At 64.6% G+C, this 25,406-nt stretch carries 24 protein-coding genes; 16 read left to right on the forward strand and 8 right to left on the reverse strand.

The window, feature by feature from the left end; translation table 11 throughout:
- Window positions 1–152: 152 nt before the first annotated feature.
- The 6 genes from FJ974_RS12905 (at window position 153) to FJ974_RS12930 (ending at window position 6,918) form a co-directional block, all read left to right on the forward strand.
- Window positions 153–1,022: an outer membrane protein assembly factor BamD gene (locus tag FJ974_RS12905; protein WP_140530292.1), complete on the forward strand. Its 870-nt coding sequence runs from the start codon at window positions 153–155 to the stop codon at window positions 1,020–1,022.
- Window positions 1,023–1,027: 5 nt separating this feature from the next.
- Window positions 1,028–2,701: a DNA repair protein RecN gene (gene recN / locus FJ974_RS12910; RefSeq protein ID WP_140530295.1), complete on the forward strand. Its 1,674-nt coding sequence runs from the start codon at window positions 1,028–1,030 to the stop codon at window positions 2,699–2,701.
- A gap of 195 nt (window positions 2,702–2,896) precedes the next feature.
- Entirely contained in the window at window positions 2,897–5,104 is a 2,208-nt protein-coding gene (gene ligA / locus FJ974_RS12915) for an NAD-dependent DNA ligase LigA (protein WP_140530298.1), read from the forward strand.
- On the forward strand, window positions 5,104–5,790 hold the full coding sequence (locus FJ974_RS12920; RefSeq protein ID WP_140530301.1) for a DUF2461 domain-containing protein: 687 nt from the start codon (window positions 5,104–5,106) through the stop codon (window positions 5,788–5,790). The genes ligA and FJ974_RS12920 overlap by 1 nt, the downstream gene beginning before the upstream one ends.
- A gap of 106 nt (window positions 5,791–5,896) precedes the next feature.
- On the forward strand, window positions 5,897–6,625 hold the full coding sequence (locus FJ974_RS12925; protein ID WP_140530304.1) for an AzlC family ABC transporter permease: 729 nt from the start codon (window positions 5,897–5,899) through the stop codon (window positions 6,623–6,625).
- The gene (locus FJ974_RS12930; RefSeq protein ID WP_140530307.1) at window positions 6,622–6,918 is read left to right on the forward strand and encodes an AzlD family protein; all 297 of its coding nucleotides are present in this window, start codon (window positions 6,622–6,624) and stop codon (window positions 6,916–6,918) included. The genes FJ974_RS12925 and FJ974_RS12930 overlap by 4 nt, the downstream gene beginning before the upstream one ends.
- 103 nt (window positions 6,919–7,021) lie before the next feature.
- Here FJ974_RS12930 and FJ974_RS12935 read toward each other — a convergent pair whose 3' ends face one another.
- The 3 genes from FJ974_RS12935 to FJ974_RS12945 form a co-directional block, all read right to left on the reverse strand.
- The gene (locus tag FJ974_RS12935) at window positions 7,022–8,866 is read right to left on the reverse strand and encodes an aminopeptidase P family protein (RefSeq protein WP_140530309.1); all 1,845 of its coding nucleotides are present in this window, start codon (window positions 8,864–8,866) and stop codon (window positions 7,022–7,024) included.
- A 99-nt stretch (window positions 8,867–8,965) separates the two neighbouring features.
- Window positions 8,966–9,838: a 50S ribosomal protein L11 methyltransferase gene (locus FJ974_RS12940; protein WP_140530312.1), complete on the reverse strand. Its 873-nt coding sequence runs from the start codon at window positions 9,836–9,838 to the stop codon at window positions 8,966–8,968.
- Window positions 9,839–9,896: 58 nt separating this feature from the next.
- On the reverse strand, window positions 9,897–10,481 hold the full coding sequence (locus FJ974_RS12945) for an SCO family protein (protein ID WP_140530315.1): 585 nt from the start codon (window positions 10,479–10,481) through the stop codon (window positions 9,897–9,899).
- 178 nt (window positions 10,482–10,659) lie between these two features.
- Here FJ974_RS12945 and FJ974_RS12950 point away from each other — a divergent pair, with 178 nt between their 5' ends.
- The 3 genes from FJ974_RS12950 (at window position 10,660) to FJ974_RS12960 (ending at window position 12,535) form a co-directional block, all read left to right on the forward strand.
- The gene (locus FJ974_RS12950; protein WP_181177019.1) at window positions 10,660–11,148 is read left to right on the forward strand and encodes a CreA family protein; all 489 of its coding nucleotides are present in this window, start codon (window positions 10,660–10,662) and stop codon (window positions 11,146–11,148) included.
- A 51-nt stretch (window positions 11,149–11,199) separates the two neighbouring features.
- On the forward strand, window positions 11,200–11,841 hold the full coding sequence (locus FJ974_RS12955) for a DapH/DapD/GlmU-related protein (protein WP_140530322.1): 642 nt from the start codon (window positions 11,200–11,202) through the stop codon (window positions 11,839–11,841).
- A 262-nt stretch (window positions 11,842–12,103) separates the two neighbouring features.
- Window positions 12,104–12,535 (forward strand): low affinity iron permease family protein, encoded by a 432-nt coding sequence (locus FJ974_RS12960; protein ID WP_140530888.1) that lies wholly within the window; start codon window positions 12,104–12,106, stop codon window positions 12,533–12,535.
- Window positions 12,536–12,543: 8 nt separating this feature from the next.
- Here FJ974_RS12960 and FJ974_RS12965 read toward each other — a convergent pair whose 3' ends face one another.
- A complete protein-coding gene (locus tag FJ974_RS12965) occupies window positions 12,544–13,410 on the reverse strand; it encodes an SDR family NAD(P)-dependent oxidoreductase (RefSeq protein WP_140530324.1) in 867 nt (288 codons plus the stop codon).
- Window positions 13,411–13,586: 176 nt separating this feature from the next.
- On the opposite strand from FJ974_RS12965, the gene FJ974_RS12970 reads away from it, so the two are divergent.
- Complete coding sequence (locus FJ974_RS12970; protein WP_140530327.1) at window positions 13,587–13,886, forward strand: hypothetical protein; 300 nt, start codon at window positions 13,587–13,589, stop codon at window positions 13,884–13,886.
- A 13-nt stretch (window positions 13,887–13,899) separates the two neighbouring features.
- On the opposite strand, the gene FJ974_RS12975 is transcribed toward FJ974_RS12970, so the two are convergent.
- Entirely contained in the window at window positions 13,900–14,478 is a 579-nt protein-coding gene (locus FJ974_RS12975; protein ID WP_140530329.1) for a TMEM175 family protein, read from the reverse strand.
- A gap of 140 nt (window positions 14,479–14,618) precedes the next feature.
- Between FJ974_RS12975 and FJ974_RS12980 the strand changes: the two genes are divergently transcribed.
- A complete protein-coding gene (locus tag FJ974_RS12980) occupies window positions 14,619–15,827 on the forward strand; it encodes an MFS transporter (RefSeq protein WP_140530332.1) in 1,209 nt (402 codons plus the stop codon).
- 21 nt (window positions 15,828–15,848) lie between these two features.
- On the opposite strand, the gene FJ974_RS12985 is transcribed toward FJ974_RS12980, so the two are convergent.
- The 3 genes from FJ974_RS12985 to FJ974_RS12995 form a co-directional block, all read right to left on the reverse strand.
- Entirely contained in the window at window positions 15,849–17,321 is a 1,473-nt protein-coding gene (locus tag FJ974_RS12985) for an MATE family efflux transporter (protein WP_140530335.1), read from the reverse strand.
- 106 nt (window positions 17,322–17,427) lie between these two features.
- Window positions 17,428–18,906, reverse strand: a complete 1,479-nt coding sequence (locus FJ974_RS12990) for an esterase-like activity of phytase family protein (RefSeq protein ID WP_140530338.1) — start codon at window positions 18,904–18,906, stop codon at window positions 17,428–17,430.
- Between the two features lie 273 nt (window positions 18,907–19,179).
- Window positions 19,180–20,205: a LacI family DNA-binding transcriptional regulator gene (locus tag FJ974_RS12995; protein ID WP_140530340.1), complete on the reverse strand. Its 1,026-nt coding sequence runs from the start codon at window positions 20,203–20,205 to the stop codon at window positions 19,180–19,182.
- 195 nt (window positions 20,206–20,400) lie between these two features.
- Between FJ974_RS12995 and FJ974_RS13000 the strand changes: the two genes are divergently transcribed.
- The 5 genes from FJ974_RS13000 to FJ974_RS13020 all read left to right on the forward strand — a co-directional run bounded on the left by FJ974_RS13000 (window position 20,401) and on the right by FJ974_RS13020 (window position 25,385).
- On the forward strand, window positions 20,401–21,432 hold the full coding sequence (locus FJ974_RS13000) for a Gfo/Idh/MocA family protein (RefSeq protein ID WP_140530343.1): 1,032 nt from the start codon (window positions 20,401–20,403) through the stop codon (window positions 21,430–21,432).
- A complete protein-coding gene (locus FJ974_RS13005; RefSeq protein ID WP_140530346.1) occupies window positions 21,429–22,337 on the forward strand; it encodes a sugar phosphate isomerase/epimerase family protein in 909 nt (302 codons plus the stop codon). Before FJ974_RS13000 ends, FJ974_RS13005 begins: the two co-directional genes overlap by 4 nt.
- 105 nt (window positions 22,338–22,442) lie before the next feature.
- Window positions 22,443–23,456, forward strand: a complete 1,014-nt coding sequence (locus tag FJ974_RS13010; protein ID WP_140530348.1) for a substrate-binding domain-containing protein — start codon at window positions 22,443–22,445, stop codon at window positions 23,454–23,456.
- Window positions 23,457–23,541: 85 nt separating this feature from the next.
- Window positions 23,542–24,339 (forward strand): ATP-binding cassette domain-containing protein, encoded by a 798-nt coding sequence (locus FJ974_RS13015; RefSeq protein WP_140530351.1) that lies wholly within the window; start codon window positions 23,542–23,544, stop codon window positions 24,337–24,339.
- A complete protein-coding gene (locus tag FJ974_RS13020) occupies window positions 24,336–25,385 on the forward strand; it encodes an ABC transporter permease (RefSeq protein ID WP_140530354.1) in 1,050 nt (349 codons plus the stop codon). Before FJ974_RS13015 ends, FJ974_RS13020 begins: the two co-directional genes overlap by 4 nt.
- Window positions 25,386–25,406: the final 21 nt, after the last annotated feature.

Here is a 25,406-nt window from a genome sequence, read left to right on the forward strand (position 1 = left end):
ATCACAAACTCCCGAAATTGTGCAGCCTCGCGCATTGCGTCAAACCGCCACAAAAATGTGCGATTGGCCGCAGATAGCGTTGCCGGGCAAGGGGAATATGGTTTATGGCTGCGGCCCGGACCGAAACGGCGCCGAAAGGGCGGATTCCAAACATGTTTTTTTCGCGAGTTGGTCAATCGGTAGCGCCGCATCGGGCTGTTTTCCTGGCGCTGTCGGTGGTCGTTCCTTCGCTGGTGCTGTCCGCCTGCCTGTCGTCCGAGAAGGACGTTAATCTGGCGACCTATGTCGACCAGACCGAACCGGCGGACGTTCTCTACAACCAGGGCCTCGCCAATTTGAACGCCGGCCGCCTGGACGAAGCGAGCAAGAAGTTCGATGCTGTCGACCGTCAGCATCCCTATTCGGAATTCGCCCGCAAATCGATGGTTATGGGCGCCTTCGCCGACTATCGCGCCGGCAATTATGACGAGGCGATCGGCTCGGCCAAGCGCTATCTGACGCTCTATCCGTCGACGGACGATGCTGCCTACGCGCAGTACATCATCGGCTTGAGCTACTACCGTCAGATCAAGGACGTCACCCAGGACCAGAAGGAAGCGCGCCAGACCGTGCAGACCATGCAGGAACTGGTGACGCGCTGGCCGACCTCCGAATATGTCGATGACGCCAAGGACAAGATCCGCTTCGCCACCGACCAGCTCGCCGGCAAGGAAATGCAGATCGGCCGCTATTATCTCGAGCGCCGCGAATATATCGCCGCCGTCAAGCGCTTCCGCACCGTGGTCGAGAATTATTCCAACACGCGCCATGTCGAAGAGGCGCTCGCGCGCCTGACCGAGAGCTATTACGCCATGGGTCTGACCTCGGAAGCGCAGACCGCCGCGGCGGTGCTTGGTCACAACTATCCGGACAGCCAGTGGTACAAGGACTCCTACAAGCTCCTGCAGAGCAATGGGCTTGAGCCGCGCGAAAATGCCGGGTCGTGGATCTCCAAGGCCGGGAAACTGATTACCGGCGCCTGAAGCTGATGCTGTCCAGACTGTCGATCCGCGATATCGTTCTGATCGAGAAGCTGGACATCGACTTCCTGCCCGGCCTTTCGGTGCTGACCGGCGAGACCGGCGCCGGCAAATCCATCCTGCTCGATGCGCTGTCGCTGGCGCTTGGCGCGCGCGGCGATGCCTCGCTGGTCCGCCACGGCGCGGCGCAAGGCCAAGTCATCGCGGTGTTCGACGTGCCGCGCAACCATCCGGCCCGCGCGATGCTCGCTGAGAACGCCATTGAGGACGACGGCGACATCATCCTGCGCCGTGTCCAGACGGCGGATGGCCGCACGCGCGTGTTTGTTAATGATCAGCCCTCCAGCGTCACGTTGATGCGCGATGTCGGCCGTGCGCTGGTCGAGATCCATGGCCAGCACGATGAGCGCGCCCTGGTCGATCCCGGCGCGCATCGCGACTTGCTGGACAGCTTTGGCGGCCATCTGGGCTCGGCGCGTGGAGCGGGCGAGGCCTGGCGCTACTGGCTCGGTTGCGAGCAGGAACTGTCAAGGCATCGCGCCAAGGTCGAGGCGGCGGCGCGTGAGGCCGACTATCTGCGCGCCTCCGTCGCGGAGCTGACGAAGCTCGATCCCCAACCAGGGGAAGAGGCCGTTCTCGCCGAGTTGCGCGCGACGATGATGCGGGCAGAAAAGATCGCCTCGGAAATCCATGATGCGCAGGACGTGCTGTCTGGGCCGTCCTCGCCCCTGCCGCAGCTTGCCAGCCTGCTCCGGCGGCTGCAGCGCAAGGCGGGCGAAGCACCGGGCCTGCTCGACGACGTGGTGAAATCGCTGGACGAGGCGATGATCTCGCTCGACGCGGCGCAGTCCGGCGTCGAAGCCGCGCTTCGCGCCACCGAATATGATCCGCAGCGTCTGGAGAAGGCGGAGGAGCGGCTGTTTTCGCTGCGCGCCGCCTCGCGCAAGCACAATGTCGCCGTCGACGACCTGGCGCAGCTGCGCGACACGATGGTGGCCGACCTTGCCGACCTCGATGCCGGCGAAGAGCGGCTACACGGGTTGGAGAAGCAGGCGGCCGCCGCGCGCAAGGCCTATGACATTGCCGCCGCGCAGCTTTCCTCGCTGCGTCATGCCGCCGCCGCGGGCCTGACCAAAGCGGTGATGGCCGAATTGCCGGCACTCAAGCTCGAACGGGCCGAGTTCATCGTCGAAATTGCAAGCGACGCCGAAGGCCGCATGGAAGAGGGCATCGATCAGGTCGAGTTCTGGGTGCGCACCAATCCAGGCACAAGGCCAGGCCCGATGATGAAGGTGGCTTCGGGGGGCGAGCTTTCGCGCTTCCTTTTGGCGCTTAAAGTGGCGCTGGCCGACCGTGGCTCGGCGCCGACCTTGGTTTTCGACGAAATCGACACCGGTGTCGGCGGCGCCGTGGCCGACGCCATCGGCCAGCGGCTGGCGAGGTTGTCGAAACGTGTGCAGGTGCTTTCCGTCACCCATGCACCGCAAGTGGCGGCGCGCGCGGCCACGCATTTCCTGATCTCCAAGTCCGGCGGCAGCGACCGTGTCGCCACCGGCATTGCGGAGATGGACCGCGCGGCGCGCCAGGAAGAGATCGCGCGCATGCTCGCCGGCGCCACCATCACCGACGAAGCCCGCGCCGCCGCCGAGCGGCTGCTGCGCGAGAATACGGCCGCGGCTTAGCTTCCCGGAAGCCACCCCTTCCCGGCTTGGCCCGACCTCGATCTCAACGCATCCCGGCTGCTTGATTCTCCATGCTGGAAAGCAGAGTCAGCAGATGACTGCATCCCGCTGTTCAACAATGATTTTTGCGCAGGCCGACTCCCTGCCGGCGAATCCTGATTTATAGTGGCCCGCCATAGTCGAGGAACGCGCTGCATGTCGGAAAAGCCAGTCGAATCATTGAGCGAGAGCGAAGCCGTGGACGAGCTGAAGCGGCTGGCTGAAGAGATCGCGGTGCACGACCGGCATTATCACACCGAGGACGCGCCGACGATCACGGACGCTGAGTACGACGCGCTGCGCCGGCGCAACCTCGCCATCGAGGAGCGTTTCCCGGATCTGGTGCGCGAGGATTCGCCGTCGCGCCGCGTCGGCGCGCCGCTGGCCGAGGGCTTTGCCAAAGTGCGCCACGCGGTGCCGATGCTCAGCCTCGCCAAGGCCTACACCGACCAGGACGTCGCCGACTTCATCGAACGCGGGCGGCGCTTCTTCGACCGCGACAAGGATCTCGACATTGCCTTCACGGCCGAGCCGAAGATCGACGGGTTGTCGGCCTCGCTGCGCTATGAAAACGGCGTGTTCGTGCAGGGCGCGACGCGCGGCGATGGCGCCGTCGGCGAAGACATCACGGCCAATCTCAAGACCATTTCCGATATTCCGAAGACGCTGAAGGGATCCGGCTGGCCGGACGTCATCGAGGTGCGGGGCGAGGTCTACATGACCTATGCCGAATTCGAGGCGCTGAAGGAGCGCTCGGCGGCGATCGGCGGCCAGGATTATGTCAATCCACGCAACACGGCGGCCGGCTCGCTGCGGCAGAAGGACCCGACGGTCACCGCCAGCCGCAACCTTAAATTCTTCGCCTATGCCTGGGGCTATACGACGGCGGATCCCGCGCCGACCCAATACGCCGCCGTGCAGAAATTCGCCGAATGGGGGTTCAAGGTCAGCCCGCTGATGGTGCGGGCTAAGTCGGTCGAGGAACTGATCGCGCATTATCACCGGATCGAGGATCAGCGCTCCTCGCTCGGCTATGACATCGACGGCGTCGTCTACAAGGTCGACCAGTTGGAACTGCAGCGCCGCTGGGGTTTCGTCACCGGCGAGCCGCGCTGGGCGGTTGCCCACAAATTCCCGGCCGAGCAGGCGATGACGACGGTGGAACGGATCGATATCCAGGTCGGCCGCACCGGCACGCTGGCGCCGGTTGCGCGGCTGGCGCCGGTGACGGTCGGCGGCGTGGTGGTCGAGAACGTCACCCTCCACAACGAAGATTATATCAAAGGCTTCGACAGCAACGGCCAGCCGATCCGCGACGGCATCGACGTGCGCATAGGCGACACGGTCGTCATCCAACGGGCAGGCGACGTCATTCCGCAGATCGTCAGCGTCGTCGTCGACAAACGGCCGGCCGATGCCGTGCCTTACGAATTTCCGCACACCTGTCCGGTCTGCGGTTCGCCGGCGACGCGCGAGATCAACGAGAAGACCGGCAAGGAAGATTCCCGCCGGCGCTGCACCGGCGAGCTGATCTGCGCCGCGCAGGCGGTGGAAAGATTGCGTCACTTCGTGTCGCGCGGCGCGCTCGATATTGAAGGCCTGGGCGCCGAAAACATCGACTTGTTCTTCAATCGCGGATTGGTCAAGACGGCGGCCGACATCTTCACGCTCAAGGATAGGCGGCCCGCTGTCACCAGGGCGCTGGCAGAGCGGCGGGAGGAGCAGGCGCGGCAGCGCGAGGCGGCATCCGGCAAGGCGCGCAAGAATGCGCGCAGTGTCGAGGAGCGCAATTATGAAAGCCTCGACAAGCTGTTCGCGGCCATCGATGCGCGCCGCGAGCCGGAGCTCGACCGCTTCATCTTTGCGCTTGGCATCCGCCACATCGGCGAGACGACGGCCGCGGTGCTTGCCCGTCAGTTCTCGACCATCGAGGAGCTGATCCGCGTCGGCAAGGAGACGGCCAAGGCCGAGGATCCACACAGCGTCTTTCCGTCGATCAACGGCATCGGCGACACGGTTATCAACGCGCTGCGCGATTTCTTCTGCAACGAACGCAATGACGCCGTGCTCGACGCGCTGCTGGCGCAGGTCCATCCGAAGCCCTATGTCGTGGAGATCTCGGCCGGCAGCGAAGTGTCTGGCAAGACGATCGTGTTCACCGGCACGCTGGAAAAGGTAACGCGGTCCGAAGCCAAGGCGATGGCGGAGCGCCTCGGCGCCAAGGTCGCGGGCTCGGTTTCGGCGAAGACCGATCTGGTGGTGGCCGGGCCTGGCGCCGGATCCAAGCTGAAGGTCGCCACCGACCTCGGCATCGAGGTGATCGACGAGGATACCTGGCTGCAGCGGATAGGCAGGGGCGGCTGATGGCGGGCGCATTCAAGGGTTTTGGCGACAAGGCCATTCCATTCCTGAAGGCGCTCGACTTCCACCAGAGCCGGGAATGGTTCCAGGAAAACCGCGGCCTCTACGAAAGCGAGCTGCACGAACCGTTCTGCGACCTTGTCGAGACGCTCACCGAGCGTTTTGCGACGGCCGGGCTCGGCCTGCGCGGCGACCGCAAGAAGTCGCTGTTCCGCATCAACCGGGACGTGCGTTTCTCCAAGGACAAGCGGCCCTACAACCGGCATCTGTCTGCCATCCTGTCGCCGGACGGCACCAAGATGGAGCAAGGCGTCTTTTACGTGCATATCGGGCTCGAGCGCAGTTTCGCCGGCGTCGCCTGGTGGCAGCCGGGACCGGAACTGCTGCAGGCGATGCGCAAGACGATCGTGACGAAGCCCGCGGCGTTCCGCGGCATGGTTTCTGCGCTGAAGAAGGCAAGGCTCGAGCTGGAGACCGAAGGCTGCCTGAAGCGCGCGCCGCGCGGCTTTGAGGACGTTGCGGAGGCCGATCTCGCCGCCGCCGTCCGCAACAGGCACTTCTATGTTCAGCAGGCTATCGATCCGGCGACGATCCATTCGCCGGCGCTGGTCGATAACCTCGTCGATTTCACCTTGCGCGCCAAGCCGCTGCTCGACTGGGGCAGGGCGATCCAGGGCAAAGCTGGGTAAACGTTACCTTGTTCGGCGATCAGTTCTGCTGATCGTCGGCTCAAGCGAATTTGTGTGACAAGAAAGGCGACGCTCCCTACATCAAGCCGCTCAAGGGAGCAGTTGGATGTCGGCGGAAGCTATCTCCGAAAGCGGCGTGAAGAGCGATTTCTGGGATGGCGTGCGGCTGTCGATGCCCGTGGTCGTCGCCTCGGCGCCGTTTGCGATTTTGTTTGGCGCGCTTGCCGTCGACAACGGTTTTTCCGTGCTCGAAGCCTTCCTGATGAGCGCCATGATCTATGGCGGCGCCAGCCAGATGGTCGGCATCGAACTGTTCGGCCAGCATGTCGCTCCCTGGCTGATCGTGCTGTCGATCTTCGCAGTGAACTTTCGCCATGTGCTCTATTCAGCCGGCATCGGGCGGCGCATCGCGCATTGGCCGGTGCTGCAGCAGGCGCTCGGCTATTTCATCCTGACCGATCCGCAATTTGCCATCGCCGAGGCGAGGGCAGAGTCCGGCCGCCCGGTCGGTTTCGTCTGGTATCTCGGGCTCGGGCTGCCGATCTATTTCTTCTGGGTGGTCGAAAGCGCGCTGGGCGCGGTGTTCGGCAAGCTCATTCCGGACACGCACGCGCTTGGCATCGATTTCCTGCTGCCGATCTATTTTCTCGGGCTCGTGCTCGGCTTCCGCAAGCGGCCGCTCTGGCTGCCCGTGGTTGCGGCCAGCGCGGTGGCTTCCATCATCGCCTACAAGACGGTCGGTTCGCCCTGGCACGTTTCCATCGGCGCGATCGCCGGCGTGCTTCTGGCGGTGATCCTGCCGCCGCATCGCAGCGGCGTGGGAGAGCGGCCATGAGCACGACCTTCTGGATCATTTTGGCCGGCGCCGTCGCCACCTATCTCACCCGCGTCGGCGGCCACCTCGTCATCTCGCGCTTCGAGACCATTCATCCGCGCGTCGAGGCAGGGCTGAACGCCGTGCCGGCCGCTGTGCTGACGACGCTGGTGGCGCCGGAGCTCCTGCATGCCGGTCCCGCCGAATGGGCGGCGCTGATCGTCACCGCGCTGGCATCGCTGCGCGGCGGGCTAATGGCGATGTTTTTGGCCGGCGCGGCGGTGCTGATCCTGGCCCGGCAATTCGTCGGTTAGACCGTGATGACGTTTCGTTGAATCGCCATCACGGTCTAACTCTTTGTTGGAGCATGATCGTTGTCCGAAAACCGGTTCCCACTTTTCGGGATCATGCTCTAGATCAAATCTTGGCGTCGTGTGGCAGCGGCGCGGTGGCTTTCTCCAGCCAGGTCAGCGTCTCGCCGTCCACCATCGGGCCGATCTCGGCCAGCACGCGCGCGTGGTAGGTGTCGAGCCAGTGCAGTTCGTCGCGCGTCAGGAGCTCCGTGCGTATAAGCCGCTTGTCGATCGGCGCCAGCGTCAGCGTCTCGAAGCTGTGCATGGCGATGTCGCCGCCCTCTATTTGCTCAGCCGGCGTCACCAGGACGAGGTTCTCGATGCGGATGCCGTAGGAGCCTTCCTTGTAATAGCCAGGCTCGTTGGAGAGCATCATGCCGGCGAGCAGCTTTTCGGTGCCGGTGCGCGCGATGCGCTGCGGGCCCTCGTGCACGGCGAGATAGGAGCCGACGCCATGGCCGGTGCCATGGGCGAAGTCGCAGCCATGCTTCCACAGCGCCACACGCGCCAGGGCATCGATCTCCGAACCGCGCGTGCCGGCGGGGAAGCGCAGCGTCGAGATTCCGATCATGCCTTTCAGCACCAAGGTGAAGCGCTCGCGCATCTCCTCGGTCGGCTGGCCAATTGGGACGGTGCGGGTGATGTCAGTGGTGCCGTCCTGATATTGACCGCCGGAATCGAGCAGGAACAGCTCGCCCTCGACAAGCTTGCGGCTGGTGGCGCGCGAAACGCGGTAATGCATGATGGCGCCATTCGGGCCGGCGCCGGAAATCGTGTCGAAGGAGATGTCGCGCAGCGGCATCTGCGTTTCCTCGCCGGTCTGCCGGCGCACCTCCTCGAGCTTGGTCACGACGTCGATCTCGTCGAGCGTGTCCGGCTTTTGCCGGTCGAGCCAGCAGAGCAGCTTGGCGACCGCGGCGCCGTCGCGGCGGTGCGCAGCGCGGCTGCCGGCAATCTCGGCCTGGTTCTTGGTGGCGCGCGGAATGCGGGCGGGGTCGGCAGCCGAGACGACGGTGCCGCCATTGCCCTCGACCAGCATCTTCAGCTTTTCCGCCGCCAGCACCGGATCGAGCGCGATCTTCGCACCGCCCCTTGCAAGATCGGCAACGGCGGCCTCGAACCCGCCTGGCTCGTGCAAATCGGCAAGCTGGGTGAGGTAGGCGGCGACCATGCGCGAGAATTTGCGCTGGTCCATGAACAGCTGGTGCTTGCCGTCGGCGGCGAGGATGGCGAAGCCGAGCGCCAGCGGCGTGTGCGCTACGTCGCCGCCACGAATGTTGAACGCCCAGGCGATCGAGGAGGGATCGGTGAGCACCACATGGGTCGCGCCGTCCTTTTCGATCGCACTTGCAAGCCGCGCCAGCTTGTCCTTGGCAAGCTCGCCGGCAAATTCGATCGGATGCAGCTCGACAGGCGCCCGCGGCGGCTGCGGCTGGTCCTTCCAGATGACGTCGATGGGGTTCTTGTCGAGCGGCACCAGCGTTGCGCCGGATTGCTCGGCCGACGCCTTCAGCGCCTTGATCTCACTGAGCGTATGCAGCCAGGGATCGAAACCCAGCCTGGCGCCCTTGCCGAGATTGTCCTTGATCCAGGACGGCGGCGGATTGTCGATGAGGCTCTCGATCGTGAAGATCGAAAGGTCGACCTCGCCGCGCACCTGCAGCGTGTAGCGGCCGTCGACGAAAATGAAGGCGCGGTCGCGCAGGATGATGGCGACGCCTGCCGAGCCGGAAAAGCCGGTCAGCCATTTCAGCCGCGCGGAGCGATCGGCGACATACTCGCCCTGATGCTCGTCCGCGCGGGGAACAATGAAACCATCGAGGTTAATTTCCGCCAGCCATTGGCGCAGCATCGCCACACGCGGCTTGCCGACGGCCGGATCGCCGGCGGAATCAAAGCTCTGGAACATCGTTGCGTCTCCCTCGAATGCGAGCCGCGACCGTAACGCATACACCTTCAAACCGGAATCAGTTTCGGCAGGGCCAGGCGGGATTGAATCGAGTCTGAATCACCGCTTGAGGTGGATCGTCACCCAGCCTTCGCGATGCAAGGTGCGGACGTGCCGAAAACTCTGGCCGACATAGGCCGAGATCACGGCGTCGCGCTGCCGGTCGAGGATGCCGGAGAGCACGATCGAGCCGCCGAGCCTGATGTGCCTGGCCATCTGCGGCGCCAGCCGCATCAGCGGCCGCGCCAGGATATTGGCGACGATAAGGTCGAAGGGCGCGCGCCCGGCGAAGATCGGGTGGTGGAAGCCCGGCGCCGTCACCGTCTCGACCAGCGCCTTGACGTGGTTGAGGCGGACGTTGGTGGCGGCCACCCGAACGGCAACCGGATCGATGTCGGTCGCCAGCACCGGTATATGCGCCAGCCTGGCCAGCGCGATCGCCAGCACGGCGCTGCCGGTGCCGAGGTCGAGCGCGTTGCGCGGGTGTTCGCGCCGCACCACCTGTTCCAGCATTTCCAGGCAACCGGCCGTGGTGCCGTGATGGCCGGTGCCGAAGGCGAGGCCGGCCTCGATCTCGACGGCGATGTCGCCGCTGTGGCGCTTGCCGCGGTCATGCGCGCCATGGACGAGGAAGCGACCCGCGCGGACGGGCTTCAGGCCTTCCAGCGAGCGGGACACCCAGTCGATGTCGGGGAGGGCCTCGCGTTCAACGGGCTTCGGCAGGCCAAGGCCGGCGAGGACATGCTTGACTCGCGCCTCGATCGCATCGACGTCGCCATCGGCATAGAGCGACACTTCGTGGACATCGTTGTCCTCATCGAGCTCCAGCACGGCCAGCGGCAGGCCGTCATCCTCGAACGCACCATCCAGCGCTGCGAAGATGCGGTCGGCCTCGATCTTGCCGGCGGTGAGATGCAGCCTGGTCTGCGGCATCAAGGCGACTCTTGTTTGAGCATGACCTTTTCCGAAAACCGGTTCCCACTTCTCGGGATCATGCTTGTCCGCCAGCCGCCAGCCGTTTCAGCTTGGCAATGGCGGTGTCGGCGCTTTCGCCATAGGCGATGGTGCCGGCGAACTCACCCTTGGCATTGAGCAGCAGCACCGAGGCAGTATGGTCCATCGTGTAGTCGCCGTCGCCGGTGTCGACCTTCTTCCAATAGATGCCGAAGGCCTTGGCCATGGCATGCACCTTGTCAGGGTCGCCTGTGATGCCGGTGATGCGGTCGGAAAAATTGCTGACATAGGAATTCATGATGTCGGGCGTATCGCGCTCAGGGTCGACCGAGACGAAGTAGGCATTGAGATTTTTGCCGCTGTCGCCCATCGTCTTCAGCCAGCCGGCCATTTCGAAAAGCGTGGTCGGGCACACCTCCGGGCAATGCGTGAAGCCGAAGAAGACGACGCTCGGATGGCCCCTGAACGCGGTCTCGGTGATCGGCGCGCCTTTCTGGTCGACCAGCGTGAAGGAGCCGCCATACGGCTCGCCGCCATAATGGCCGCGGTACCAGTCGAATGTGAGCCAGCCGATGCCTGCCGCCATCAGGACGAGAATGCCGACCAGAATTGAACGCATCATCGCAGGGTGTCCGTCGTGAATTTGTCTTGGCGCGCGGGCCGATTTTGGCGAACAGTCATAACGGTTCGCCGGCGCGCGCGCAAAGATGTCGCGTTGCCGCAACCTCGCTTGACGTGCTTGCAAACAGGATAGCCCTATCCCACCTGACATCGGCAAACGCGAACCGAGGAGGCTCCCCTTGCGAAAACTGATCGGCGGCGCATTCGCCGCATGCCTTGCCCTGAGTGCCGGTGCTGCGGCGGCTGACGAAGTGGGCAAGGTCGGCGTCGACTGGGTCGGCAACGACATCATGGTCGACGCCATCAAGGATCCGAAAGTGGACGGCGTCACCTGCCACGTTGCCTATTTCGACCGCAGCGTCATCGACCGCCTGCAAAAGGGCAACTGGTTCGAGGATCCGTCCGATTCGTCGATCTCCTGCCGCCAGACCGGGCCGATCACCATCGGCGATATCGACATGGGCGAGGGCGGCGAGGAGGTCTTCAAGCAGGGCCTCAGCCTGATCTGGAAGAAGCAGGTGGTGAACCGCATCTACGACAAGAAGAACGAGACGCTGATCTATCTGTCGCATTCGCGCCAGGTGCAGAACGGCTCGGCCAAGATGTCGGTCACCACCGTGCCGCTCTATGGCCAGAGCGTGGTGTGGACCAAGGGCAAGCCGCAATAGGATAGACGGACCCGGCTTGCGGGTCCAATCGCCCGGGCGTAAAGCCGCGCCATGGACCGCCCAGAAGACCTCATCCTGAAAGATCCCGAGCCGCGTATCCACCCGACGGCGGAACTGAAGGGATGCAAGCTCGGCCGCTATGCCGCGATCGGCGAGCGGGTGATCCTGCGCGAGGTGAGCGTCGGCGACTTCTCCTATTTCGAACGCCATTCGGAAGCGATCTATACGGCGATCGGCAAATTCTGCTCGATCGCCGCCAACAGCCGCATCAACGCGCTCGAGCATCCGATCGAGCGGCTGACGCAGCACAAGGTCAGCTACCGGCCGAACGAATATTTCCGCTGGCTGGGCGTCGACGCGGCATTTCGCGGGCGCCGTCAAGCAAAGTCGGTAGCCATCGGCCACGACGTCTGGATCGGCCATGGCGCGGTGATCATGCCTGGCGTGACAATCGGCAACGGCGCCGTTGTCGGCGCCAACGCGGTGGTGACCGACAATGTGCCGCCTTACACGATCGTCGCCGGCGTCCCGGCCAAGCCCTTGCGCCGGCGGTTCGCCGCCGATGTCGCGGCGCGCGTCGAGACCCTCGCCTGGTGGGATTGGCCGCTCGAGAAACTGGCCAGGGCCGTTCCCGACATGCAGGCGATGCCGATCGAGGCCTTTCTCGACCGCTGGGAAAACGACGCGGCTTGATCTTCCCCCGTTGCCCCTTCCGCCAGGCGGGGGGGCGCGACGGAAGGGGCTGGAGGTAAACCGCCGTGAAGCGGAAAACAGGCTTTTGACCTGCACCGGCACTATGGCAACAAACGGATAAGCCGTTTTGTCGCGTCGCCACGCTTTTCGCGTGTATCGGATTGCAGATACGTGCAGACCAGAAAATCGATCCTGGGAACCCGGAGCGGCCGCAGCTTGTTTCCTCGGAAATGCTGCGCTCTGGCGGCTCATCGAGGGATGGATGTTCGAGAAGCTTTTCACCAAGATCGCTAATCGGGTCGCTCACGTGGCCGGCATGCCACCGACCTTCGCCGCCTGTGTGCTGATCGTCGTCGTCTGGGCGCTGAGCGGCCCGTTTTTCGGCTTTTCGGATACCTGGCAACTGGTCATCAATACCGGCACCACCATCGTCACCTTCCTGATGGTGTTCCTCATCCAGAACACGCAAAACCGTGATAGCGCCGCGATCCAGGCCAAGCTCGACGAGCTGATCCGCGTCAGCCGGGCCCACAACACCTTCATCGGCATCGAGCACCTGACGGAGACCGAGGTCGAGGAAATACGCACCAAATGCGAGGCGGCGGCAAAACGGCATGACAAGAAGATTGCCGAAGCCGCCGCCAAGAAGGCCGTGGCGGCGAAGCGCGATGCGAAAAAGAAAGCGACTGTTTGAGCGAGGCGTCAGCGCTTCATGAAGGCCGTGAATGCGTCCTTGTGGTCCGGATGCCAGCGCGACAAAGCCGGGCGGTTCTCGATGATGTCGCCGATCGCCCAGGCCATGCGTTTCTCATCCATCGGCCGCGTGACGTCGTTGTCCGGGCACAGGATGTAGAAGTCGCCGCGCTTAAGCGACGCCAGCATGAAGTCGATCACCTGCTCGCCGGTCCAGGCGCCCGCCGGCTTTTCGGTCGCGCCTTCGGTGAGACCGGTATAGGTGAAACCGGGGATGAGCAGGTGCGCCGCGATTTTCGCTCCCGGCTCGTTGCGCAGCGCATGCGCCAAGCCTTCGGTGAAGGTCTTCACGCCGGCCTTGGAGACATTGTAGGCAAGGTTGCCGGGCGGCGTGGTGATGCCTTGCTTGGAGCCGGTGTTGATGATCAGGCCTGGCTTGCCGGACTGAAGCATGCGCGGCGCAAAGGCCTCGACGCCATGCACGACGCCCCAGAAATTGATGTCCAAAAGCTGCTTCCAGGCGTCGCGGTTTTCCCAGGGCTTGCCCGGATTGTTGCCGACGCCGGCGTTGTTCATCAGCACCGACACCGCGCCGAAGGCGCTGGCGACGGCTTCCGCCAGCCGATCGACCTCTTCGGGTTTGGAAACGTCGGCGGCGACGCCAAGGGCGGCATCGTCGCCGGAGATCACCGCGACCGCTTGCCGCGCCTGGTCGAGACGTACACCGCCGATATCGGCAAGCACCGTCTTCATGCCCATGGCGGCAAAGCGCTTCGCCGCGGCAAGACCGATGCCGCTGGCGCCGCCGGTGATGACGGCGACATTGCCGGAGGCGAAAGCGGGGAGCGCGGTCTGGATTTCGGCGTCGCTGGTCATGATCCTTGGTCCTTGTTCGGGGTCGAGCCGAACTTAACGCCGGGCAGGGATGAGGCAAGCCCGCATCGGCGCAACGGATTGACCGCGATAGCGGCAACGGGATGACCGCAATGGCGGCAACGGGTTGACCGCGGCAGCCCGCGCCGCGCATGCTGTCGAAAAAGGAGGTTCGACGATTGACCGACTGGATCGGAATCCTGAAGGAGCAGACCGTCACCGGTGACCAGATGGGGCGCGAGGTGCCGCAGATGCTGGCCAATCCCGATATCAGCGAGGCGCAGGTCAAGACGCTGTTTGCGGCGCTGGAAAAGCAGGCCGATTTCGCAGAAAAGCTGCGCCTGGCATTGGAGAAATTCGGCCATGATTTTCCGGTCATCAAGGCCGCGGAGCGGCTCGAGGAGCGCTATGCCGATCTCGCAGCGTCGGTGGCCGAAAAGCTTAAGACGATGCGCGGCCAGGCAGTTCAGAATCGCTGAATTGTTGAGATCGCTAGGCTTTTTCGATCAGCCGCTCGAAACGCTTGTCGGGCACGAACCAGATCATCGCCACAAAGACGTAGAGCGCGATGCCGATCCACTGGCTGATGAACGTCAGTGCTACGCCAGCGAGGTAGAGCGCCAGCGAAATCTTGCCTTTGCGGTCCTGTCCCACGGCCTTGGCGAAGGTTGTCCCGGGGCCGTGCAGACGGCGGAGCATGACGACCAGAATGGCATAGGCGACGGCGCAAAGCGCAAGGTCGATGCCGTAGACGGCCACAGGCACCGGCGCGAAGTGGTTCTCGCCCACGAAGGCGGTGGTCACCGGCATCAGCGACAGCCAGAAAAGCAGATTGAGATTGGCCCACAAGACGCGCCCGTCGACGCGCTGCACGGTGTGGAACATGTTGTGCATGTTGTTCCAGTAGATGCCGACATTGATGAAAGACAAGACATAAGAGAAGAAGATCGGCCAGAGCGGCAAAAGCGCATGGACGTCTTCGCCATGCGGCACCTTCAGCTCCAGCACCATGATGGTGATGATGATGGCGACGACGCCATCGGTGAATGCCTCGACCCGTCCCTTGCCCATGGTTCCTCCCTTCATTGCTCGACGGAGGTTACGGGAGGACGTTGCGCAAGACCATCCTGCCAGGATTGTCAGGAGCGCATTCGACGAACGGAACAGCCGTCTTATATGGGCGTTGGGCCTGCAAACAGCTGGAGGTGACTATGACCAGCTACGCTCAAACCATGACGCGTGACAACGAACTCGGCGGCGCCGCCGCAATGGCCAGCGTCGCCGCCATGATCGCCGCGCTGTTTGCCGGCAGCACCGCCTTGACGCCGCTCTACGTGATCTACAAGCAAGCCTTCGGCTTTTCGCAGATCACGCTGACGCTGGTCTATGCCGTCTATGTGGTCGGCAATCTGGCGGCGCTTCTCGTTTTCGGACGATTGTCGGATGCCATCGGCCGCCGACCGGCGGCAATGGCGGCCATGGCGGTCGCCGTGGCCAGCGCGCTGTTTTTCCTGTTTGCCGAGAATGTCGCATGGCTGGACATCGCCCGTATTCTCAGCGGTCTTGGGGTTGGCGTCGGCGCCGGGACCGGCACCGCCTGGCTTGCCGAGCTGATCGAAGGCGAGGACAAGTCGCGTGCCGCCATCATCGCCACCACCACCAATTTCATCGGTCTCGGGGCCGGCGCGCTGTTGTCAGGGCTGCTCGCCGAATACGCGCCCTGGCCGCTCAGGCTGACCTTCGCCGTCTATCTCGCGCTGCTGGCGCTGGTGACGCTGGCGATCTGGCGCACGCGCGAAACCGTGTCGCGGCCGGGGCGGCTCGCCGATGTCTCGATGCGGCCGCGCCTTTCGGTTCCCGCCAGCATCAGCGCGCAATTCGTGGCGCCGGCGGTGACCGGCTTCGGCGCGATGGCGCTGGTCGGCTTTTACGCGGCACTGGCGCCGAGCATCCTGGCGCAGCAACTGCACGCCACCAACCATGCCGAAGCCGGCGGATTGTTCTTCGAACTGTCGATCGTGGCGGCGGGGACCATCCTGGGCACGGCGCGGCTGTCCAGCCGCTTCACCATGCTGGCGGCGCTTATGCTGATGATCCCGACGGTAGCGCTGATCGTCGCGGCGCAGGTTTTCGCCTCGATGCCAACCATGGTCGTCGCGACGGCGCTTTGCGGGGTGGCGGCGGCGCTTGGCTATCGCGGCAGCCTGCAAGTGGTGAACCAGATCGCCCCGGCCGACCGCCGCGCCGAGGTGGTCTCGGCCTTCTTCGTCTGCTGCTTCTGCGGCAACGCGCTGCCGGTCATCGGCATCGGCGTCCTGTCGAGCTGGACGAGCGCGACCCTGGCGAGCCTGGCTTTTGCAGGCATGATCACGATCTTCTCGCTGGTGGCGCTGGGGTTCGGTGCCAAATACGCGAGGTGATCCGCAGCGGCGGGCGAACCCTCAGCCGTCGGGCGTTTCCGGCAAGAGTTGCGCGCGCTGGCGCGGCACGCCGAGGCCGGTGTCCGGCGGCTCGCCGGCGGCCGGCCTGTCCTCGATCATATGCATGGTCCGCCAACGGCCGAAGCGATAATAGGCGGCGGCCAGCAGGAGCGAGGTAATCGAGCCGGCCGGAAAGCTCCACCACAGCGCTTCCTGGCCGATGACGCTGCGCATGGAATAGGCAAAGCCGGTGCGCACGACCAGCACCGAGATGACCAGGATGATCAGCGGCGGCATCACCGCGCCGGTGGCGCGCACCGTGGCGAAAAGCACGATGGTGATGCCGAACAGGATGAACGACCACGACGCCACCTTGTTGATGTGGGCGGCGATGTCGATCGCGGCGCTGTCGCCGCTGAGGAACAGGCTCAGCACCGCGCGGTCGAAGACGAACAGCAGCGCCACCAGCGCGCCGGTCAGCACCAGGTTGAAGCCGACGCCGGACGCTGCGACCTTGCCGATGCGGTCCCATCGCCCGGCACCGACATTCTGCGCCGCCATCGAGGAGACCGCGGCGCCGATGGCCAAAGCCGGCATCTGGATGTAGGTCCAGAGCTGCGCGGCGATGCCATAGGCGGCGGCGATCTGAGAGCCGTAGGAATTGACGATGCCCATCACGGTCAGCGCCGCCGCCGAGATGACGATCATCTGCAAACCCATCGGGATGCCTTTTGAGACGATGATGCGCAGCAGCGCCGGATCCGGCTGCAACAAAGCGAGGTCAGCGCCGACGAGCCGCAGCGGGTGCCTGCGGGCATAGAGCACGATCAGGATGGCGACCACGCTCACCGTCTGGCCTATCAGCGTCGAGGTGGCCGATCCGGCGATGCCGAGCTCCGGAAAGGGCCCGATGCCGCGGATCAGCAGCGGGTTCAAAACGACGTCGAGCACGACGGCCAGCGCCATGAAGGCAAACGGCGTGCGCGAATCGCCGGCGCCGCGCAGCACCGTCATGACGAAGGACAAAAGGTTCATCATCGGCACGGCGACGAAGATGATGCGCAGATAGGCGCGCGCCAGCGGCAAGGCATCCGCCGGCGTGCCGAGTCCGGTCAGGATGGCGTCGACCCAGATCCAGCCGCAGACCGCGAACACCGCCGAGACGAGAAAGAAGAAGGTGGCGCTGGTGCCGACGATGCGCCGCGCCTCCGGCAGATCGCGCGCGCCGACCGATTGCGCCACCAGGATGGTCGCCGCCATGCCGATGCCGAACACCGTGCCGAGGATGAGGAACAGCACGAGGTTGGCGTTGGAGGTCGCCGTCAGCGCCGCCTCGCCGAGGAAGCGGCCGACCCAGACCGCGTTAATCGAGCCGTTCAGCGACTGCAGCACGTTGGAGCCCAGCACGGGCAGGGCGAACAACAGCAGGGTGCGCGGGATCGGGCCGCTCGTCAGGTCGTGGGTCCGCCTTCGAGCGGGCTTTTTGTCATCCATGACAGCACCGAAAATGAATCAGGCCCGCGATGCTATCGCAGGCCTGATGCTCATGCATCCCTTCCGCGCTTGGCCATATGCCGTTCGGCACACGACCGAAGCAGAACTAATTCGCGGCGAGGCTGTTCCTAGACAGTCCGGGCAGGGTGACCTGATAGACCAGGAAGGTGGTGTCGACATCGGCGCCGTCCTCGGCCTTGTAGGGCGCGCCGACCTGGAAGCCGTCCTGGGTCAGGAAGTCGTTGTCGTTGGCGACGAACAGGAAATAGTCGTCGGGCAGCTTCGGATCGAGCACGCTCGCGAGCGACATCGCCTCCCACTTCTCCGAGAGGTTGTTCCTGTCGTTCGGCACGCCGTTGTGCATGCCGAAGCGGCCGAGCTCGCCCTTGTCGTTGATGTCGATGAATGCGGTCAGCTTGGCCGGCGTCACCGACGGATCGAGCACGCCTTTCGGCGCCACCGGCTTGTCGGCGGCGTCGAAGGGGCCATTGGCGATATCGGTGGCGCCGGAGAGATCGACGATGTTGATCTTGCGGTAAACCGACTCGGCATCCTTCACGCCTTGGCCGTTGCCGCTGTCGCGCGCAATCATCAGGAAGCTGGTGTCCGACAGCGCCACGATCTCGCTCTGCGCGGCGACCTTGGTCTTGCCCTTGGCGTCCTTGAACACCGGCAGCGGCACCACATACTCATGCGCCAGCTTGAGATGGGCGAGGTCGGACGCATCATAGACCAGCGCGCGCGTGTTCTGGCGCGTCGAGCCGGAATCGCCTCCGTCCTGGCGCGGCGCCGATTGCAGCACGGCGATCAGGAACTTGCCGTCCGGCGTCATCGACATGCCTTCCAGGCCCTGATTGTTCTGGCGGCCGGTCTCGGGATCTTTCGGATCGGGCTCGGCCGCACCCGGGCCAGGATTGTTGGAAGCGAAGTTCGGCTTGCCATGGCGCATCGGCACCAGGGCGGCCGGCGGCTGCGTTGCCGACATCAGATGGCCGTCGGCCGAGAAGCGGTAGATGTTGGGGCCATATTCGTCGGAGATGAACATGGTGCCGTCGGGCAGCCGCACGATTGCCTCGTTGTCGAGCGCCAGCTTGCCGTTGGCCTCAGGCAGGATCGGCATGCCGCCGGCGGCGGCGCGCACGCCGTTCAACGGATCAAGGCCGGTTGCATCGGCGCCCTTGTCGTCGGTCAACAGCATGGTATCGGCGAGCATCGCCTTGACGCCCGACTGTTCCTGGCCGGCAGCGGGTGCCGCGCCTGGCGCGGTCGGGGTGAACTCGATCGAAATGGTGTTGAGGCGCGGCCGGTAGTCGGTGGTGCCGACGACATTGTAGCCACGATCCGGCAGCAGCCAGAGCGAACCCTTGTAGGCGTTCCCGTCACGCGTCCAGGACTTGGTGTCGATCGCCATGCCGGAACCGGAGCCGAAGGTCTCGCCGAACTTGTCCTTCTGGCCGGCCGGGATGCGGCCGATGCCGACGAGCCCCTTGTTGACATAGGCGACGCCGTCGGCAAGCGCCGGGGGCAGGGTAGTGAAAAGGGCAAGTGCCGCGCCGAGCGCGACGGTTCGGTTGAGATGCTTCATCGATATCCCCTTCTTGACGAGCAGAGCGGCTTGGAAGGAACGCGCATCGGCGATGCGGCGAGCCGGTTCCCGTCAAGCGGTCTAGGACGTGAACGTGATGGTTGCGTGACAGTTTCCTTCTCCCCTTGCGGGAGAAGGTGGATCGGCGCGTAGCGCCGAGACGGATGAGGGGTGCTCCAGCGGAGTGAGACGCTGGTGCCATCTGGAGCACCCCTCATCCGTCGCCTTCGGCGACACCTTCTCCCACAAGGGGAGAAGGGAAAGCGCCTCCGCTCAATCGCTCTCTCTTGCGATCAGTTCCAGCGGCCAGACCTCCCGCATGATCCGCGTGCCTTCGGGACCGGCGAAGGCGGGAAGCGAAGCGAGCAGCATCTCGGCCAGCCGCCTGCCCATGGGCTCCAGCGATGGACGGAAGGCAGTCAGCGCCGGCGAGAAATAGCGGCAGAGCGGCGTGTCGACGATGACGATCACGGCCATGTCATGGCCCGGCTTGATACCCATCTCGGCCAGCGCCTTGCAGCCGCCGAGCGCCATCGCGTCATTGTTGAAGATGATCGCCGTCGGCGGGTTTTTGGAGCGCATTACTTGCGGCGTCACCTGGTAGCCGCCGGTCTCGTTGATGAAGCCATCGGCGATCAGGTCGGGGTCGACCTCGATACCGTGCCGCTTCAGCGCCTTGCGGTAGCCGTCGAGGAACAGGTAGCCGAAGTTGAGATCAAGCGAAGGGCGGATGGCGGCGATGCGGCGGTGGCCGCGCGCGACCAGCCGGTCGACCGCTTCATCACCCGCCCTCTCGAAATCGATATCGAGTGAAGGATACGTGTCGCCGCCGGACTGACTTCTGCCAAGCGTGGCGAAGGGAAAGCCGGCCTTGCTGAGATAGTCGATCCGATCGTCTTCCCTTCGCGTATTGGCCAGCACGACCGCGTCGGCCCGGCGCGTCTCGACCACGCGGCGCAACCGCTCCTGCTGATATTGGCCCGGCTCACCCATGACGACCATCAGATCCAGGTCATGCTCGGCGAGCCGCGCCTGCAGGCCCGTCAGGAACGGGATGAAGAACGGCTCGCCATATTGCTGGTCGCCGGGATGCGGCTGCAGCATGAAGGCGATGGAATGGGTGGCGCCCTGGCGCAGGCTGCGGCCTGACTGATTGGGCGAATAGTTCAGCTTCCTGGCTGCTTCGAGCACACGCTGGCGCGTCTCGGCATTGACGTCCGCACGGCCGTTCAGAGCGCGCGACACGGTGCCGATCGAGATGTTCAGGTGACGCGCGAGATCGTGGATGCTTGACGCCAAAGGACGGTTCTCCCCCTGCCTTGGCTAGCACCGGCTGCCGCTCAGGCCAAGGCGTCGGGACGATTTTTGCAGGCAGCCGATTGACATTCTAGGCCATCGGGTGTGTTGTCGTAAACGTTTACGGAAAAACGTTTACGGTGACCCCGTGGATGCCGTGACATTCGGCCTGGAGGGGCCGAACGGGAGGAGCGCTGGATGATGAAGGTCGTCCTGGCCGGGTGCGGAGCGATGAGCAAGCACTGGCTCGATGCCGTGAAGCAGATCGACGAGCTCGCCATTGTCGGCCTCGTCGACCTCGATGTCGAGCGGGCACAGGCGAGGGCGCGCGAGTACGCGCTTACCAACACCGTCATCGGCACCAACCTTGACGCCGTCCTCGACCAGGTCAAGCCCGATGCCGTGTTCGACGTCGTGGTTCCCGCCGCCCGGCGCGAAGTCGCGCTTTCGGCCTTCGCGCACAACTGCCATCTGCTGACCGAAAAGCCGCTGGCCGACAGCCCGCAGAATGCACGCGCCATCATCGAGGCGGCGCGCCGCGCCGACTGCATCCACGCCGTCGTGCAGAACCGACGCTATGTCGCCAATGTCAGGCGCATCAGGCGGTTCCTGCACTCCGGCGCCATCGGCCAGCCGACCAGCATCCATGCCGACTTCTTCGTCGCGCCGCATTTCGGCGGGTTTCGCGAGGAGATGCGCCACGTGCTGCTGCTCGACATGGCGATCCACACGTTCGACGCCGCCCGCTACATGGTCGGCGGCGAGCCGGCCAGCGTCTATTGCCAGGAATGGGAACCGCCCAATTCCTGGTACCGGCAGGGCTCGTCGGCCAGCGCCGTCTTCGATCTCGGTGGCGGCAAGATCTTCACCTATGCCGGCAGCTGGTGCGCCGATGGTTTCCGCACGAGCTGGGAGGGAAGCTGGCGTATCGTCGCCCAGCGCGGCAGCGTGCTGTGGGATGGCCATGACGGGCTCAGGGCGGAGGTGGTTGCCTCCGGCCGCGACGGTATCATCGACAAGACCCAGCCGATCGAAGTGCCGCCGCTCCATCCCGCCGACCGCGTTGAAGGCCATCTCGGCATCATCAAGGATTTCATGCAGGCGGTCGAAACCGGAACCGAGCCGGAGACGCGCGGCACCGACAACATCAAGAGCCTCGCCATGGTCTTCGGCGCGATCGAAAGCGCCGAGACCGGGCGCCGTGTCGCCATCGCACAGGAAGCACAATGATGCCAAATCCGCTTCTCGACATCAGGATCGGCACCATGGTGCGGGCCAATCTCGAAGACCCGGCGGCCTATGTCAGGCAGATCCTGCCGCTTGGCTTCGAGAGCATCCAGCCTTTCTTCTGGCAGACATTGGGCGGCAAGGACCTGAAGCGCCTGGCGGGCGAAGTCCGCGAAGCGATCGGCGATGCCGACGTGACCGTGTCCTCGATCGGGGTGTTCGGCAATCCTCTGGAGAGCGGCGATACCGATAAGGGCGTGCTCAAGGCTTGGGAAGCGGCGATCGACAATGCGCATCTGTTCGGTGCTTCCATGGTCAGCGGCTTCACTGGGCGCCTGCGCGGCAAGAAGCTGACCGACAGCCTGCCGCGCTTCCGCGAGGTCTGGGGGCCGCTGGCGAAACGCGCCGCCGACAAGGGCGTGCGCATCGCTTTCGAGAATTGCGCGATGGACGGTAACTGGGCGAGCGGCGACTGGAATATCGCGCATAACCCGGATGCCTGGGAACTGATGTTCAACGAGCTGCCCGACGACAATCTCGGTCTCGAATGGGAGCCGTGCCATCAGCTCGTCTATCTGATCGATCCAATCCCGCAGATCCGCAAATGGGCGCCGAAAATCTTCCATGTCCACGGCAAGGACGCGACCGTGCGCTGGGACGTGATCCGCGAGCACGGCGTGTTCGGCCGACTGCCTTTCGTGCAGATGCGCACGCCGGGCTTCGGCGACAGCGACTGGACGCGGGTAATCAGCGAATTGCGGTTGGCCGGCTACCGCGGCGCCATCGACATCGAAGGCTGGCACGACCCGGTCTATCGCGGCGACCTCGAGATCACCGGGCAGGCGCGGGCGCTGGAATACCTCAAGCAATGCCGGGGAGGGAACAGCTACCTGCCCAATCCGGCTTGAGGCCAAATTTGATGTGAGCATTGGCCGACGGGAGGAGCCGGCCGACCGAGGATGCAGATCAATTCGAAACCCTCTATCGGGAGGGTCTAAAAGGGAGGAACGTGCATGAGGATGACGACCAGAAGGACTGTTCTGCGCTCGACCGTCGTGGCGGCAGCCACGGCGCTCTGCGCCTCGATCTCCACCTTGCCGGCGCACGCGCTCGACGCGCAATGGTGCAAGGACGTGCATATCCGCTTCTTCGTCGGCGGCGCAGAGGGCGATGCCTTCGGCACTATCGTCTACAATGGCGCCAAGCAGGCGGCGGCCGATCTCGGGCCGAAGGTCGACTACATCTTCTCGCAGTGGGACGTCGAGAAGATGGTGCAGCAATTGCGCGAAGCGGTTGCGGTCAAGCCGCAGGGCATCGCCATGATGGGCCATCCGGGCGACGCCGCGATCATGCCGCTGGCCGAACAGGCGCATAAGGACGGCATCAAGATGATGTACCAGAACGTGCCGGTGCCGAAGGTGGTCGCGGCATTCGGCGGCGGCTATGTCGGGGCCCAGCAGGAGCAGCAGGGCCGCGCGCTCGGCGCCGAGGCGTTCAAGCTCGGCAAGCTCAAGGCCGGCGACAAGGCGATCATGATCGGCCCGTTCGAGAACGAGAACCGCGGCGCGCGCGAGCGCGGCACGGTGGCTGCGCTGAAGGAAGCAGGCGTCGAGGTCATCCAGCTGTCCTCGCCGCCAAGCGGTGAGTGGGCCTCGGACCCCAACCTCGCCATTCCTGTGATCACGGCAGCACTTCTCAACCACCCCGACGTCAAGGCGGTCGGCTATCCCGGCGGACAAATGCTCGGCAACGTCGCGACTTATATGCAGGCGGCGGGCAGGAAGCCGGGCGATATCTTCAATTTCGGCTTCGACACCAGCCCGCAGATCGTCGAGGGCTTCAAGGGCGGCTGGGTGCAGCTGACGGCCGACCAGCAGCCGTTCCTGCAGGGTTATCTGCCGATCCTCAGCCTGTGCCAGCAAGTAGTGCTGGGTCTTGCGCCGATGAACGTCGACACCGGCGCCGGCTTCGTCACGCCGCAGAATTACGAGATCGTCGCCGAGCTGGCCAAGCAGGCGCTGCGTTGACCTCCCAAGCCGCCGGCCGGTCCTGACCCGGCCGGCGGGGGCCGCCGGCGAGGCGGCGGCAAATAGACAATCAAGCGAGGATCGCATGGGCGAACGCATCATCGAACTGCGCGACATAGCCAAGTCCTACGGCCAGGTCTACGCGCTGGGCGGGGTCAATCTCAGCGTCGACCGCGGCGAGGTGGTCGGCCTGATCGGCGACAACGGCGCCGGCAAGTCGACGCTGATCAAGATCCTGTCCGGCGTGGTCAAGCCGACCAGCGGCGAGATCCTGGTGCGCGGCAAGCCGGTCACCGGCTGGAGCGCGGCGCGCTCGCGCGACGCCGGCATCGAGACGGTGTTCCAGGACCGGGCTTTAGCCGTCCAGCAGACGATCGTGCGCAACATCTTCATGGGCCGCGAACTGGCCGGCTTCATGGGCTGGCTGAAGGTCAACAAGGAAATCGAGGAGGCGAGCCGGCTGATGCGCGAGATCGGCTTCACCTCGAAAGTGTTCACGCCGCAGTCGATCGTCGGCCAGCTTTCCGGCGGCGAGCGCCAGGGCGTGGCGATCGCGCGCGCCATCTACAAGCAGGCGGAGCTGATCATCCTCGACGAGCCGACGACGGCGCTGTCGCTGACCGAGACCGCCAAGGTCTTCCATTTCGTGCGCCAGGTGCGGGCCAGCGGCCGCTCGATCCTGTTCATCGGCCACAACATCCATCATGTGTTCGACATCGCCGACCGCTTCGTGGTGCTCGACCGCGGCAAGGTGGCGCTGAGCGCCGACCGCAGTGAGGTCAAGTCGGCCGACGACCTCATCAACTTCATGGAAGACATCGCGCATCCCGGCGGCCTGGCCGGACTGCACGAGACCGGCGAAGCGGAGCAGGGAGCGCGATGAGCAAGACCATGGAACCCGATCTGCAGAGCCCGCTCGGCAACGCGCGTGGCGAAGCCGCCGCGAAGGAATGGAAGCACCCGTCCGATCACTGGCTGCGCGGCTTCATCCTCGACAACCGCGCAGCGCTCGGTACGCTTGCCGTGTTCATCGTGATGATGGCGGTTTTCATCATCGCCAACCCGACCGTGTTCACCACCTGGTATCTCTACAGCTCCGTGCTCACCACGTTGCCGGTGGCGCTGTTCGTCGTGGTGCCGCTTGTCTTCGTCGTCACCTGCGGCGAGATCGACCTGTCGTTTCCGGCGACGATGGGCTTTGCCTCCTGGGTCTTTGCGCTGGTCGTGCAGGGCGGCTACGATCCGTTCCTCGGCATTGCCGCCGCGCTTCTCACTGGCACGCTGCTCGGCTTCTTGGTCGGATCGCTGGTCGTCTATGGCGGGCTATCGTCGCTGATCGCCACGCTCGGCATGAATTTCCTGCTGCGCGGCCTGATCCAGATCATCAACGAGGGCAAGTCGATGGCGCTGACCGGCCTTGCCGACAGCTCGGCCTACAAGATCTTCTCCAGCCAGATCTGGGGCATTCCGGTGCAGATCTTCTGGGCCATCGCCTTCGTCGTGTTCTCGGCGCTGCTCTATAACCGCCACCGCTTTGGCGCGCAGGTGAAAGTGGTCGGCGACAATCCCGACAGCGCCAGACAGATGGGCATCGATGTCAAATGGGTGCGGGTCAAGGTGTTCGTCTTCGTCGGCATCGGTGCCGCCATCGCCGGCACCTTCTCGGTGATGATCAACTTCACCTGGTGGCCGACGGCGGGCGACGGCTATCTGCTGCCGGTGCTGGCCTCGGTGTTCGTCGGCGGCACTCCGACCTGGGGCGGCATCGGCACCGTGGTCGGCGGCGCGATCGGCGCGGTCACCGTGTCGTTCATCCAGACCGGCGTGGTGGCGGCGGGCTTGAGCGGCTTCTACGTCCAGTTCTTCAACGGGCTGATCATCATCCTGTCGCTGCTCGGCCACAAATGGAACCAGGCACGGTACAGGTGAGGTGAGGTAGATTTCAGGCCG

Source organism: Mesorhizobium sp. B1-1-8 (assembly GCF_006442795.2).
GTDB lineage: Bacteria > Pseudomonadota > Alphaproteobacteria > Rhizobiales > Rhizobiaceae > Mesorhizobium.

Bases quoted from the DNA above. Each gene is read 5' to 3' on its own strand.
- FJ974_RS12905 (WP_140530292.1), top strand. From the start codon at position 153: ATGTTTTTTTCGCGAGTTGGTCAATCGGTAGCGCCGCATCGGGCTGTT.
- recN (WP_140530295.1), top strand. From the start codon at position 1,028: ATGCTGTCCAGACTGTCGATCCGCGATATCGTTCTGATCGAGAAGCTG.
- ligA (WP_140530298.1), top strand. From the start codon at position 2,897: ATGTCGGAAAAGCCAGTCGAATCATTGAGCGAGAGCGAAGCCGTGGAC.
- FJ974_RS12920 (WP_140530301.1), top strand. From the start codon at position 5,104: ATGGCGGGCGCATTCAAGGGTTTTGGCGACAAGGCCATTCCATTCCTG.
- FJ974_RS12925 (WP_140530304.1), top strand. From the start codon at position 5,897: ATGTCGGCGGAAGCTATCTCCGAAAGCGGCGTGAAGAGCGATTTCTGG.
- FJ974_RS12930 (WP_140530307.1), top strand. From the start codon at position 6,622: ATGAGCACGACCTTCTGGATCATTTTGGCCGGCGCCGTCGCCACCTAT.
- FJ974_RS12935 (WP_140530309.1), bottom strand. From the start codon at position 8,866: ATGTTCCAGAGCTTTGATTCCGCCGGCGATCCGGCCGTCGGCAAGCCG.
- FJ974_RS12940 (WP_140530312.1), bottom strand. From the start codon at position 9,838: ATGCCGCAGACCAGGCTGCATCTCACCGCCGGCAAGATCGAGGCCGAC.
- FJ974_RS12945 (WP_140530315.1), bottom strand. From the start codon at position 10,481: ATGATGCGTTCAATTCTGGTCGGCATTCTCGTCCTGATGGCGGCAGGC.
- FJ974_RS12955 (WP_140530322.1), top strand. From the start codon at position 11,200: ATGGACCGCCCAGAAGACCTCATCCTGAAAGATCCCGAGCCGCGTATC.
- FJ974_RS12960 (WP_140530888.1), top strand. From the start codon at position 12,104: ATGTTCGAGAAGCTTTTCACCAAGATCGCTAATCGGGTCGCTCACGTG.
- FJ974_RS12965 (WP_140530324.1), bottom strand. From the start codon at position 13,410: ATGACCAGCGACGCCGAAATCCAGACCGCGCTCCCCGCTTTCGCCTCC.
- FJ974_RS12975 (WP_140530329.1), bottom strand. From the start codon at position 14,478: ATGGGCAAGGGACGGGTCGAGGCATTCACCGATGGCGTCGTCGCCATC.
- FJ974_RS12980 (WP_140530332.1), top strand. From the start codon at position 14,619: ATGACCAGCTACGCTCAAACCATGACGCGTGACAACGAACTCGGCGGC.
- FJ974_RS12985 (WP_140530335.1), bottom strand. From the start codon at position 17,321: ATGGATGACAAAAAGCCCGCTCGAAGGCGGACCCACGACCTGACGAGC.
- FJ974_RS12990 (WP_140530338.1), bottom strand. From the start codon at position 18,906: ATGAAGCATCTCAACCGAACCGTCGCGCTCGGCGCGGCACTTGCCCTT.
- FJ974_RS13000 (WP_140530343.1), top strand. From the start codon at position 20,401: ATGATGAAGGTCGTCCTGGCCGGGTGCGGAGCGATGAGCAAGCACTGG.
- FJ974_RS13005 (WP_140530346.1), top strand. From the start codon at position 21,429: ATGATGCCAAATCCGCTTCTCGACATCAGGATCGGCACCATGGTGCGG.
- FJ974_RS13010 (WP_140530348.1), top strand. From the start codon at position 22,443: ATGAGGATGACGACCAGAAGGACTGTTCTGCGCTCGACCGTCGTGGCG.
- FJ974_RS13015 (WP_140530351.1), top strand. From the start codon at position 23,542: ATGGGCGAACGCATCATCGAACTGCGCGACATAGCCAAGTCCTACGGC.
- FJ974_RS13020 (WP_140530354.1), top strand. From the start codon at position 24,336: ATGAGCAAGACCATGGAACCCGATCTGCAGAGCCCGCTCGGCAACGCG.